The following is a 12,318-nucleotide window of genomic DNA, read 5'->3' as shown; positions in this document are numbered from 1 at the left end:
AAGTAATTGATCCGACGACGGCTCCGTCGTCACTGTCATGAGCGTAAACGGACCGCGGTCCGGAATGCTTCCCGGACGCGCCGTGATGTCGGTCACCGCAACGGGACGTGCCAGGTGAGAGCACTGATCGGATAACCTCTCTTCCATGACCTCCCCCGATCGAGCACCCGTCGGCCTGCCGGTCGTCGGACTGCCCGTCGTCGGTGGGCCGCCGCTGTCCACCGAACGCGCCGACGCCGCACGTAACAGGCGTCTGCTCCTCGCGGCCGCGCAGTCACTGATCGACGACCAGGGCGCAGCGGCGGTCACGATGGACGCCGTCGCGCGCGCCGCAGGCGTCGGCAAGGGCACGGTCTTCCGACGGTTCGGGAATCGAACCGGCCTCATGCACGCTCTCCTCGATCACTCCGAGTCCGACCTCCAACAGGCGATGCTGTCCGGGCCGGTCCCGCTCGGACCGGGGGCTCATCCCCTCGACAGACTCGTCGCCTACGGGCGTGCACGCCTGAAGATGACCGTCGACCACCTCGACATCCTCCTCGAGGCAGGCGCCGACGATCCCGACCGCCTGTCCCATCCGGTCTGGGCGATGTCGACGCAGCACGTCAAGATCCTGCTCCGCGAGCTCGGCTTCACCGGCCGCCTCGATGTGCTCGCCCACACTGTTCAGGCACCGCTCGACGCGATCACCGTGCGTCACCTCCTCGACGTCGTCGGGCTCACCCGCCCCGAGATCGCCGACGATTGGGAAGCCGCCGTCCGCACTCTGGTCGCGGGCTCGAAGCTCTAAACTAATCGCGGGCGGTGAGAGCCGCGGCCCGACTGAGTTCGGGGCCTTCCGGCAGCCGGGACAGGATCGACCACGGCATGCGCGGGGGATCGTCGCCGAGGCCGAGACTGGGTCCAGCGTCTTCACCGGCGAGACGGTATCGGACACCGGTGTCGGCGATCACGAACCGCTGGCCCGCCAGGGCGCTGTCGGGCGGAGCACCGGTGACCGCGACGTGCTCGGCGGTCCCCGGAGGCAGGAACACCAGATCCACAGCGGGCCCCGGGCCGTCGGCTGACGCGAGACGTACCGGCGTGGACGACACGGGCAGCACCTCGGATGACAGCATCGTCTCCCGTGCCGAACGCTCGTCACGACCCCGCGACCAGCTCCGACACAGCACCGTCGCGTCGACGATCCGCGGCGCGGACTCGGGAAACTGATCGAGCGCGAGGCGGGTCACGTGCCGAACGGACGTCAGTTCTCCCGGCGCGATCTCGCGGACCGCAGAGGCGCCGGTCCGGTCGGCGGCGCGCAGCATGTCGGCCGCTGTCGCCGGAATCTGCTGCACCCCGTCGCGCAACACCACCCGGTAGGCGGCCGAACCGTCGACGGCGGCGGTTCGCACCACCGAGCCGACGAGCAGGCCGAGCGGCCCCGGCGTTCCGCGACCTGCGATCTCGGGCACCGTGAGCGCAGGCCGTTCCGGGAAGGAGTCGAGCAGCGCCGCCGACACCGGGCGCACGCCGGCGTTCTCCAGTCCGAGCGCGCGCACCACCTCCACCCGCGACGTGTCGAGCCGTGCCCGGACGGGAACCGAGCCGTCGTCGAACAGCAACCACACGCCTCCGTCGTGCGACACGACGGCCCCGGCGCCCCGAGGCGACGGCGCCACCGACAGCGAGCCCGCCACGACGGCGGTGCCGTCGGGCCCGTCACACACCGTCCACCTGGACTCTCCGTCGGCTGCGGGGCCCGGCAACGAACCGGGCGCACCGGCGATGCCGAGCGTCGGGCCGCGCGGGTACTCCCGCAACGACCGCGCGCTCACCGACTTCACCGGAGCGGGACCGCCGACCACGAGCCGCGCCGACGCCAGATTCAGAACGGGATGCATCACCCCGTCGACGAGTACAAACAGCCCGCCACCGGATTCGGCGACGATGCGAGCGTCTCCCACAGTCGGCGCGGGCCGGATGAGACCGTACACACCGGCTCCGGCCAGGATCAGCACCGCGACGACACCTCCCGCGACGAGCGCCCGCGCCTGCGATCGCATCGGGTCGTGCACCATCCGCGCGTCACGGCGTACGAGTGCGTGCTCGGCGCGTGCGAGGCCGAAGCGATATCCGCTGACCTGCGCGCGTGTGGTTATCCGTCGCGACATTGATCTTCCCCCGAAGCCCGATGACCGTTTCCCTCCCGGCGACGGTAGTCGCGTTGTACCGTGACGCCACACGATTCGGGGGAATCGATTGTTTCAGGGGGAATGCCAGATGCGTCGTATCATCGGGTCCGCTCGCCGTGATCCACGCACGTTCGAACCGTTCGACGTTCCGGACGGCGACGGCTACACGGGGCTTCGCCGCGACGGACCACGGCTCGTCTGCGTCCTTGCACTCATGCCGGGGCCACCGGCACCGGTGTCGCTTCCGGACGGGCCACGCGTCCGAGTGCCGGTGGAGACGATCGCGACGTGCATGGCGCGGTCCGACGCCCGCCCGACGCATGTGGACGTTGTCACCAGGACGCTCATGTGGTGGGGCGACGGTCCCGCGACGCGCGCGTATCGGGGGCTTCTCGGACCGCTGGTCCCGGCATCGCACCGTACTGTCGCCCTCGTCGTCCACGTCGATCCGGCACAGCACCCGCACGCGGTCGCGCTACGGGGAGGCGGAAACGTCGGCGCACTGCGCACAGTGCTCTGGTGCGTGCGCAGAGTGCGTGCGGCGTGCGCGTCCGCAGGCGTTCAGACTCGCCCGCTGACCGCCGCGGAACTGTCCACCGACGGTGCGTGGACCACCGCGGACGACACCGACGCAGTTGCACGGATTCTTCCCGGCGGCGTCGACGGCGTCGCTCCCCCGCTCGCAGGCGACGGTCAGCTGATCGGGGCCGACGACGACGGGACGCCGATCGCGCTACGCGTGGCGGGCCCCTCGATCCCCCGGGTGTCCGTCGACGCCGACCTCCCGACAGTCCGGCAGACGGTCGTCCGGGCGCTCGCGCTCGGCGTCCGAGCACACGTCGTCTCCGACCGTTCCGAGCAGTGGACACCACTCGTCGACATGATCGGCGACTCGTTGCTCCTCTCGTACGGCCCAACCGTTCCGCCGACGTCCCAGATCGTCGTCGACGACACAACCGACCGGTCCCACGAGCACGCGGGACTCACCGTGATCGACGTCGGCCATCACCGCGATCCGGGCTGCTACCTGCTGCGACAGGAGCCCGACGACTCATCGACGCTCCATCTGATCGATCCAGGTGGCGGCCGACGCACAGTCCGCACCGTCACCACTCCCGCCGAACGCGCCCTGACGGGCTAGGTGTCAGGGCACGAGCGCGCGAACGAAGACCGTGTCCGACGATGCAGCGTGAACGACCACATCGGGATCGGATGCGGCGAGCCAGACCGCGTCGCAGGCGGACGCTGTCAGCGTCGCGCCGTCGGCTCCGACGATGGTGACCCGCCCGGACAAGACGGCGAGGATCTGCGGGCCCGGCAGGTCGAAGCTGATCGATGACGGTCCGTGCAGTCCGGTTCCGTCGAGTTCTATCCGCGAGAGCTGGAACTCGGGTGCAGGCGTCAGGTACACCCGCTCGGCGCCGACCGTCTTCGACGTCGGCATCAGGTCGTCGAGGTCGACCGGAGTGAAGTCGAGGACGCGGAGCAGTTCGGGGACGTCGATGTGCTTGGGTGTGAGACCGCCACGCAGCACGTTGTCGGAGTTGGCCATCAACTCGACAGCTGTGCCGTGCAGGTAGGCGTGCAGATTGCCCGCCGACAGGTACAGCCCTTCGCCGGGCCTCAGGCTCAGCCTGTTGAGCAGCATCGACGCGAGCACGCCGGGATCACCGGGGTACGCCTCGCCTAGTTCGAGGAGCGAGCGCAGTTCTGCGACGAACCGGTCCTCACCGCGTGCCAGCGCACGGACAGCTCCGTCGAGGACGGCTGGTACCAGGGCGCCGATCACCGAGTCGGGCAGGGTGAGCCACGTGGTGAACACGGCGCGCAGTCCCGTCTGGTCCGGTTCTGCGGCGAGCATGCCCAGGTACGGGTCGAGTTCGGGGACGTCGAGGCTGCGCAGCAGGTCGACTGTGACGGCCGGGTTGCGGAAGCCGGCGAGCGCGTCGAAGTCGGTCAACGCGATGACGAGTTCCGGCTTGTGCCAGCCGTCACGGTAGTTGCGTTCGGGCGCGTCGAAACGGAGACCGGCTGCGTTCTCTCTCGCGAACCCCTCCTGCGCCTGTTCCGAGCTCGGATGCGCCTGCAGCGACAACGGCTCTTGGGCCGCGAGCACCTTCAGCAGGTACGGAAGCCGGGGGCCGAACGTCTCGATGACCGATGCACCCAACTGGCCGACGGGATCGGCTTCGATCAGCCCGAGAAGGGTTTCACCAGAGCTGTCGGAGACGACTGTCGCAGGCGACGCAGGATGGGCGCCGAACCACAGTTCCGCTTCGGGGTGAGCCGACGGCGACGGCGCACCACGCATCTGCGCGAGGGCTGTTCGCGATCCCCACGCGTACGGCCGGATGACTCCGGCGAGCAGTTTCATCAGGCGGTCTCCCCCGCCAGTTCGAGGTACGCGGACGCGAGGTCGGCGCGGACGGCGACTGTCAGATACGCGGACAGGTCGGCGGGCACGTCGGAGAACTCAGGGTCGCGGAGAGTCTGCTCGGCCAGTCCCCCCGGGTAGCCCGGCGCGTCGCTCTGCTCGGTGACCACATCGACGTCCCCGAGCGCACTCACTCGCTGCTCGACGCCCCAACCCCGGTTCGCTGTGGTCACGAGGATCACGCGAGGTTGTTCGGCCGGCGGCGCGTCGTCGAAGTCGGGGTCGTAGAAGATCGAGTCGGCCGCGCTCGCCCCGCTGTGCGCCGACACCCGGAGCCGTGCGAGCGCACTCTGCTCGTCGTCGGCGGCGGACGCGATTCCTGCGACGGTGAACACGGTGGACGCTATGTGCGCGGCGAGCACCGTCGATGCCGGCGTGTCCCCTGCCCACACCACCGGCCGACCGGCCACGCGCAGGGCGAGCAGCTTGGCCTGATTGTGGAAGCTCTCGTGCGACGGATGATCGGCGGCGGCTTCGGCATCGAGCAGATCGGCGATGTCGGCGAGCGACGACGGCGCCGGGTGCAGACGCACGGCGTCGAACGCCGTGCAGACGGCCACGAACACGGCGACCAGGCGCGAGAACGCGAACCGATCGTCCACGCGCAGACGCGGCGACAGATCCGCGACGGGGTCGGACCCGATCGCGTCGGCGACGGGCCCTTCGACGGGGACGGCCGTCACGAGTTCGGCACGCCTTCGGAGTGCCCGCTGGGAGGCGTCTGCGTACGCACGATCGCCCGGGTCGTCACCTGCGACGACAACCACGTCGAGCGGTCCGATCCAGCCCGGCAACGACGGTGTGACGACGAGCGGCGCGTCGAAGCGGGATGCGAGCAGTGCGACGACGAACCGCGCGGCTCGGTCCGCCGCTGCCGAACGGCCCGTCACGAGGACGACGGCGCGGGGGCGGAGGTCTGTGAGCCGGTCCAACGCGCCCTCGGCGACGGCGTGCGCCACGGCGCGCACGTGGGCGCCCGACATCGCCGCCGAGCGCAGCAAACCGTCACGATCGGCAGCGACGAGTCCGTCGGTGTCGTCGAGATCGCGGAAATGGGCAGACATGAGGCTAAGACTAGTCAGCGCGACGCGCCCGGGTATTCGAGACTGCGCTCAATCGACTGGATCGGGCAGTACCCGCAGGTGTCCGCGTCGGCCCGGGCGCGGAGCCGGGGCCGCGGCACGAGACGGCGCGTCCGACGCGCGGTGGCGACCACGCGGTGCGTCGTCGAACTCGGGCAGGGTGCGGAACGACGGCCGACCGACGGGCGCGGCCGAACCCACCTCGCGGACCGAATCGGCCAACGCCGTCAGATCCTGGTCCTCGGTGGACTGCGTGAAACCGCTGCCGCTGCGCAGCATCTCCCAGCCGCGCGGCACGGTGATGCGGTCGGCGTGTTCGGCACACAGGTCCCACGAATGGGGTTCATCGGAGCCGGCGAGCGGACCAACGACAGCCGTCGATTCGGCGTAGACGAAGGTCAGCGTGGCGACGGCGAGTCGCGAGCAGCCGGGCCTGCAGCACTGACGGGGATGACTCACAGCGCCAGCCTATAGGGATTGCCCGACAGAACCACGATCGACACGCGGACCTACACTGTGACCATGGGTTTTCTGCTCGCGCCGCTCACTTCGGGCGTCCGTCTGCTCGCTCCGCCGTCGCGCCGCACGCGGGACCGTCACGGACGGGGACTGCGCGGACCGTTTCTGCCGCCGGGGATCCCGGCACGCAAGACTCGGTCAGACGAGTTCGACCGTGCCGCCGTCGACGCGTTCGCCGAACTCGACGCGAAGTGGCACGACGCGCTGAAGGGTCTCGACGTCGCCGTCGACGACATCCCGCGTATGCTGCCGCGCGGCAACGCCCCGGAGGACTGGGAGTCGGTGCAGTGGCCCGACGAGGTGACAGCCGACGGCCCCGTGCCGCTGGCGCGCCTGATGAGAGCGGGCACCGACACGCAGGGGAAGCCGACCCGCGCGCAGATCATCCTGTTCCGTCGTCCGCTCGAACTGCGTGCCCTCGACGACGATCTGGCCGAGCTTCTCCGCGAGGTGCTGATCCAGCAGGTCGCGACGTTCCTCGGAATCGACGAGGAGACCGTCGAAGACGGCCCCGACGCCTGACGCACACAAAAGCGCCGGGCCGCCCTGAAAGGTCAGGGCGGCCCGGCGCTCTTCAGTCTGGTCGATTCGCGACTCAGATGATGCCGCGCTTGAGCCGACGGCGTTCACGTTCGGACATTCCACCCCAGATGCCGAATCGTTCATCGTTGTGCAGCGCGTACTCCAGGCAGTCCGCCTTCACCTCGCAGCCGGAACAGATGCGCTTGGCTTCGCGAGTAGAACCGCCCTTCTCGGGGAAGAACGCTTCCGGATCGGTCTGCGAGCACAGTGCTCGGTCTTGCCACTCGTCTTCGACAGCGTCGAACAGAGCCTCGAAATCGCTTGGCAGCGCGGTGAGTTGCCCAAAACCATTCGCTGTCGTGCGACTGGTCGGCTCAGCTCCCTCGCCGTGATCAATAGTCATAGTCGGCGCCCTCCCTGCTCCGCTCCACCCGTAATGACACTGATGTGATTACACACGTCGGGAGCGGTCTCGGTCAAGCCGAAGAGCAAGATTCATTTTTATCATCGAGGTCTGACAAAACCGTTTCCCCACACATTCACCCACGCCCGTCGGCGTGTCGCACGGTGCTGACTACAGTGGATCGCTGTGAAGGTGACCGTACTCGTCGGGGGCGTCGGCGGCGCTCGTTTCCTACAAGGTGTGCGAGAGCTGTTCGGCGTCACGCCGTTCCCCGAGGGGACGGCGCAGCAGGGCGAACACTCCGTGACCGCGATCGTCAACGTCGGCGACGACGCGTGGATGCACGGCGTCCGCATCTGTCCCGATCTCGACACGTGCATGTACACGCTCGGTGGAGGCATCGACACCGAACGCGGGTGGGGTCGCACCGACGAGACCTGGAACGCGAAGGACGAACTCGCCGCCTACGGCGCGGATCCCGACTGGTTCGGACTCGGCGACCGCGATCTCGCGACACACCTCATCCGCACTCAGATGCTCGATGCGGGGTTCGCGCTCAGCGACATCACCGCGGCTCTGAACAAGCGTTGGCTGCCGGGCGTGCGACTGCTTCCAGCGACCGACGACCGCCACGAGACGCACGTCGTGATCGATCGCCCGGAAGGCGAGCCCGGCGAGAAGGTCGCGATCCACTTCCAGGAGTGGTGGGTGCGCCACCGCGCGCAGGTGCCCACCCACGGTTTCGCGCAGGTGGGGTCCGACGACGCCAAGCCGGCCCCGGGTGTCGTCGACGCCATCGCCGATGCGGACATCGTTCTGTTCGCACCGTCGAACCCGGTGGTCAGCATCGGCGCCATCACCAGCGTCCCCGGTCTGCGCGCCGCGCTGCGGACCACGAAGGCTCCGGTCGTCGGGGTGAGTCCGGTGATCGACAACAAGCCGCTGCGCGGCATGGCCGACGAGTGCCTGTCGGTGATCGGCGTCGAGACGTCCGCCGAGGCGATCGCCGCACACTACGGCGCCCGCTCGGGGAACGGCCTGCTCGACGGATGGCTCATCGCCGACGGAGATCATGCGACGGTCGGCGGCATCACCGTCGGCTCCGCTCCCCTGCTGATGACCGATCCGGCGACCACCGCCGACATGGTCCGCGCCGCGTGCGCCCTCGTCGGAGTGCAGACGCCGTGACCGCGGTCCAGGTCAAGGATCACCGGGCGACCGGGGGCCTGCAGATCCTCCCCGTGACCGGACTCGGCGAGTTCGGTCCCGACAGTGACGTCGCGGCCGAGATCACCGCGGCAGCGCCGTGGCTCGCCGACGGCGACGTGCTGGTGGTGACGAGCAAGATCTTCTCCAAGACCGAGGGACGGATGATCGATGCGCCGACCGATCCGGACGAGCGCGACGCGTTCCGGCGGAGATTGATCGACGCCGAGACCGTCCGCGTCGTCGCCCGCCGCAATCGCACGCTGATCACGGCGAACCGCAACGGTCTGGTTCAGGCGGCCGCGGGCGTCGACGGTTCGAACGTCCGAACCGACCAGATCGCCCTGCTCCCTCTTGATCCCGATGCGAGCGCCGCACGGCTGCGAGCCGTCCTCGCCGCCGATCACGGTCTCGACGTCGCCGTGATCGTCACCGACACGATGGGTCGCGCCTGGCGCACCGGACAGACCGACGTGGCGATCGGGGCCGCCGGCATCGCCGTCAGCCACGCCTACGACGGTGTCGACGACGCCTACGGCAACACGTTGCTCGTCACCGACATAGCCGTGGCCGACGAGCTCGCCGCTGCCGCCGACCTGGTGAAGGGCAAACTCGACGCCGTGCCCGTCGCCGTGGTTCGCGGGTACACGCCTGTCGACGACGGCTCGACGGCCGCCGACCTCGTCCGAGATCTCGACGACGACATGTTCCGTCTCGGCGTCGAGGAGGCGATCGACCAGGGCCGCCGCGAGGCGTTGCTGACCCGACGCTCGGTGCGGTCGTTCACCGACGGTCCCGTCTCCGACGACGTGATGAACGCGGCGTTCGCGGAGGCGCTCACCGCGCCCGCGCCGCATCACACGCATCCGATCCGGTTCCTGTGGATCCGCGACGGCGACCGCCGACGCGCTCTTCTCGACGCGATGGGCGATGCGTGGCGGACCGATCTGGGCGCGGATTCCAAGACCGCCGAATCGATCGACAAGCGCATCGCACGCGGCCAGATCCTGTACGACGCACCCGAACTCGTGATCCCGGTGCTCACCGGCGACGGGATGCACACCTACCCGGACGCACGCCGAAACGCGTGTGAGAACACGATGTTCACCGTGGCGGGCGGCGCAGCCGTCAGCGGCCTGCTCGTCGCACTGTCGGTCCGCGGCGTCGGAAGCTGCTGGGTCGGGTCGACGATCTTCGCCGCCGACACCGTGAGGACGCAACTCGACCTCCCCGCGGACTGGCAGCCGCTCGGAGCTGTGGCGATCGGCTACCCGGCCGCTCCGTCGGGTCTGCGCGAGCCCGCATCGACCGACGGCCTGGTGATCGAACTGTGAGCATCACCGACACCACGCGCGCGATCCTCGCCGATTGGACCGCACCCGACGCGGAGCAGGACTCGCTGCGCCACACGTTTCTGGCATTCGTCGATTCGGCTCCGAACCCGTGCGAACGCGCCTGTGTCCCTGGACATCTCACCGGGTCGGTGATCGTCTTCAACGCCGAGCTCACGCACGTTCTGCTGACGCTGCACCCGCGGGTCGGGAAGTGGATTCAGCTCGGCGGGCACTGCGAGCCCGGCGACATCAGTGTCGCCGCGACCGCGCTGCGGGAGGGACTGGAGGAGTCCGGACTGCCGTCTCTGCGGCTCACCGGCACACCCGTGCATCTGCACACGCATCCGATCACGTGCTCGCTCGGACAGCCCACCCGCCATCTGGACGTCCGGTTCGCGGCCGTCGCCGATCCGACGCCCGACGGCGCACTCCCAGAGATCGTGCGCAGTGACGAGTCCGTCGACCTCGCGTGGTGGTCGATCGACGATCTCCCCGCGAACATCGACGCCGACACGATCCCGATTCTCGTCGAGCGCGGAACCGTCGCGCTGCGCGTCTAGTCGACGCGGAGGTTCTTGCCGACGGAGACGATTCCCCCGGTGCTCACCTGGAATCGCTCACGATCATGATCCAGGTCGACGCCGAGCTGACCGTCGTCGGCGACGACGACGTTCTTGTCGAGGATCGCGTTGCGGACCACGGCGTTCCGGCCGATCCGGACACCGGGCATCAAGACGCTGCCCTGGACGACTGAGCCCTCGCCGATCGACACGTCGTTCGACAGGACTGAGTTGCGAACGGTCGCACCGGAGACGATGCACCCGGCACCGACCATCGAGTCGCTCGCCGATCCGCCGCCGATGAACTTCGCAGGCGGCAGGTGACTCGTCGCGCCTCGGATCGGCCACCGCTGGTTGTACAGATTGAATCGCGGATTCGGCGAGATCAGATCCATGTGGGCGTCGTAGAACGCGTCGATGGTCCCGACGTCGCGCCAGTATCCCTTGTCGCGTTCGGTCTCCCCGGGGATGACGTTGGAGTTGAAGTCGTACACGTACGCCTCGCCGCGTTCGACGAAGGCGGGGATGATGTCTCCGCCCATGTCGTGGTCGGAGTCGCCGTCGGCGGCGTCGCGCTTGAGCATCTCGACGAGTGCGTCGGTGCTGAACACGTAGTTGCCCATGGACGCGTACGTGACGTCGGGATCGTCGGGCGTCCCAGGCGGATCGCTGGGCTTCTCGACGAACGCGGTGATCCGGTCGTCGTCGCCGGACTCGATGCAGCCGAACGCGAACGCCTCCGACCGAGGAACACGGATGCCGGCGACCGTGGCGGCTGCGCCGCTGGCGATGTGCGCCTCGACCATCTGCGACGGATCCATCCGGTACACGTGGTCGGCGCCGAGGACCACGATGTAGTCGGGCTTCTCGTCGTCGATCAGGTTCATCGACTGGAAGATCGCGTCGGCGCTGCCGGTGTACCAGCGCGGACCGAGGCGCTGCTGAGCCGGGACCGGGGTGATGTACTCGCCGTGGAAACCTGAGGTCCACCAGTTCTGCGAGATGTGCCGATCCAGGGAGTGCGACTTGTACTGGGTCAGCACGCAGACGCGTTCGTAACCACCGTTGACGAGGTTCGACAGGACGAAGTCGATCAATCGGTACGATCCGCCGAACGGCACCGCGGGCTTGGCCCGATCACTCGTCATCGGGTAGAGCCGTCGGCCCTCTCCGCCAGCCAGGACTATTCCGAGGACGTGCGGTTGTGATCTCACTGCTCCAACATATCGGCCCCGCCGCGAGCCGACCACCCGACGGTGAACTCCGTCAGCCCGCGAGGCGTGCGACCGTGACCGTGACGTCGAGGGTGGCCGATGCCGTTGTGTCGCCCGCGAGCGCGTGAGCAGCGGCGTCGAGCTCCGGACGGGTCCGGTGGAAGCCTGCCGGCCCCATTCCGGCGATGTCGGCCAGACGAGCGGCGGTCAGGTCGAGGCGGGCGCTCACACGCTCCTGGGAGCAGATCTCGAATGAGCCAGCCAGGTCCACTGCGAGTCGCTCGGTCTTCCCGTCGCCGACGCGCAGCATGCCCATGGGTTCGACGATCTCTGCGAGGTGATCCGGGTTGGGCGTGACGATCACCCACCGTCCCCCCGTCCCGAGCACGCGGGCCGTCTCGGTGACGTTCCGTGGCGCAAAAACGGACAGGACCGCGTCGGCGGAGCGATCGGCGATCGGAATCTGCGCCCACAGATCGGCGACGACGGACACCACGCGTGGATGGGAGCGGGCGGCGGCGCGCGCGCACGATTTCGACAGGTCCACCGCGATTCCGATTCTGCGGTCGGCGGAGGCGCTCAGCGCGGCCGCCAGGTAGGCGCCGGTTCCGGCCGCGGCGTCGACGACGGCCCCCGCGCCGGCGGGAACCGCTGCTGCGACAGCGGCCATGATCGGATCGTAGAGACCGTCGTTGAACACCGCCGTCCGGGACGCGACCATCTCCGGAGTGTCGGAGCGGTGCGACGTCCCCTTGCCGCTCAACAGCGACACGTAGCCGTGTTTCGCGAGGTCGAAACGATGACCGTTCGGGCAGCCCATCGACCGCCCCATCAGCTCGAGACGTTCCGAGCAGACCGGACAGACGA

The 12,318-nt window shown here is 68.9% G+C and carries 13 protein-coding genes; 6 read left to right on the top strand and 7 right to left on the bottom strand.

The window, feature by feature from the left end; genetic code table 11:
• The first annotated feature begins 145 nt into the window (after nt 1–145).
• The gene (locus WFK36_RS04090; RefSeq protein ID WP_336789911.1) at nt 146–790 is read left to right on the top strand and encodes a TetR/AcrR family transcriptional regulator; all 645 of its coding nucleotides are present in this window, start codon (nt 146–148) and stop codon (nt 788–790) included.
• A 1-nt stretch (nt 791) separates the two neighbouring features.
• On the opposite strand, the gene eccB is transcribed toward WFK36_RS04090, so the two are convergent.
• Nucleotides 792–2,156 (bottom strand): type VII secretion protein EccB, encoded by a 1,365-nt coding sequence (eccB, locus tag WFK36_RS04085; RefSeq protein ID WP_336789909.1) that lies wholly within the window; start codon nt 2,154–2,156, stop codon nt 792–794.
• Nucleotides 2,157–2,265: 109 nt separating this feature from the next.
• Here eccB and WFK36_RS04080 point away from each other — a divergent pair, with 109 nt between their 5' ends.
• Nucleotides 2,266–3,318, top strand: coding sequence for a type VII secretion protein EccE (locus WFK36_RS04080; protein WP_336789906.1), 1,053 nt, complete (start codon nt 2,266–2,268; stop codon nt 3,316–3,318).
• Between the two features lie 3 nt (nt 3,319–3,321).
• On the opposite strand, the gene manA is transcribed toward WFK36_RS04080, so the two are convergent.
• The 3 genes from manA to WFK36_RS04065 are packed head-to-tail and all read right to left on the bottom strand — an operon-like array spanning nt 3,322 to nt 6,152.
• The gene (manA, locus tag WFK36_RS04075) at nt 3,322–4,551 is read right to left on the bottom strand and encodes a mannose-6-phosphate isomerase, class I (RefSeq protein WP_336789904.1); all 1,230 of its coding nucleotides are present in this window, start codon (nt 4,549–4,551) and stop codon (nt 3,322–3,324) included.
• Entirely contained in the window at nt 4,551–5,675 is a 1,125-nt protein-coding gene (locus WFK36_RS04070; RefSeq protein ID WP_336789902.1) for a hypothetical protein, read from the bottom strand. The genes manA and WFK36_RS04070 overlap by 1 nt, the downstream gene beginning before the upstream one ends.
• A 48-nt stretch (nt 5,676–5,723) precedes the next feature.
• Nucleotides 5,724–6,152: a DUF3499 domain-containing protein gene (locus tag WFK36_RS04065; protein ID WP_008378210.1), complete on the bottom strand. Its 429-nt coding sequence runs from the start codon at nt 6,150–6,152 to the stop codon at nt 5,724–5,726.
• A gap of 63 nt (nt 6,153–6,215) precedes the next feature.
• Between WFK36_RS04065 and WFK36_RS04060 the strand changes: the two genes are divergently transcribed.
• A complete protein-coding gene (locus WFK36_RS04060) occupies nt 6,216–6,734 on the top strand; it encodes a metallopeptidase family protein (protein ID WP_336789899.1) in 519 nt (172 codons plus the stop codon).
• 73 nt (nt 6,735–6,807) lie between these two features.
• Here WFK36_RS04060 and WFK36_RS04055 read toward each other — a convergent pair whose 3' ends face one another.
• Entirely contained in the window at nt 6,808–7,137 is a 330-nt protein-coding gene (locus tag WFK36_RS04055) for a WhiB family transcriptional regulator (RefSeq protein WP_008378212.1), read from the bottom strand.
• 186 nt (nt 7,138–7,323) lie between these two features.
• Between WFK36_RS04055 and cofD the strand changes: the two genes are divergently transcribed.
• Genes cofD through WFK36_RS04040 form a run of 3 tightly spaced genes read left to right on the top strand, consistent with a single transcriptional unit; the run spans nt 7,324 to nt 10,237 of the window.
• The gene (cofD, locus tag WFK36_RS04050; RefSeq protein ID WP_336789896.1) at nt 7,324–8,325 is read left to right on the top strand and encodes a 2-phospho-L-lactate transferase; all 1,002 of its coding nucleotides are present in this window, start codon (nt 7,324–7,326) and stop codon (nt 8,323–8,325) included.
• On the top strand, nt 8,322–9,677 hold the full coding sequence (locus WFK36_RS04045) for a coenzyme F420-0:L-glutamate ligase (RefSeq protein ID WP_336789894.1): 1,356 nt from the start codon (nt 8,322–8,324) through the stop codon (nt 9,675–9,677). The genes cofD and WFK36_RS04045 overlap by 4 nt, the downstream gene beginning before the upstream one ends.
• Nucleotides 9,674–10,237, top strand: coding sequence for an NUDIX hydrolase (locus tag WFK36_RS04040; protein ID WP_336789892.1), 564 nt, complete (start codon nt 9,674–9,676; stop codon nt 10,235–10,237). Before WFK36_RS04045 ends, WFK36_RS04040 begins: the two co-directional genes overlap by 4 nt.
• Here WFK36_RS04040 and glgC read toward each other — a convergent pair.
• Together glgC and WFK36_RS04030 are read right to left on the bottom strand one after the other, a co-directional pair.
• On the bottom strand, nt 10,234–11,451 hold the full coding sequence (gene glgC / locus WFK36_RS04035) for a glucose-1-phosphate adenylyltransferase (RefSeq protein ID WP_336789890.1): 1,218 nt from the start codon (nt 11,449–11,451) through the stop codon (nt 10,234–10,236). The two genes, WFK36_RS04040 and glgC, sit on opposite strands and share 4 nt — an antisense overlap.
• Before the next feature lie 52 nt (nt 11,452–11,503).
• Complete coding sequence (locus tag WFK36_RS04030; protein WP_419717357.1) at nt 11,504–12,271, bottom strand: methyltransferase domain-containing protein; 768 nt, start codon at nt 12,269–12,271, stop codon at nt 11,504–11,506.
• Between the last annotated feature and the right edge of the window lie 47 nt (nt 12,272–12,318).

This window comes from Gordonia malaquae, from assembly GCF_037148075.1.
Lineage (GTDB): Bacteria > Actinomycetota > Actinomycetes > Mycobacteriales > Mycobacteriaceae > Gordonia > Gordonia malaquae.
Note: the sequence above shows the minus strand (reverse complement) of the source record. Positions and strands in the feature narration are given on the sequence as shown.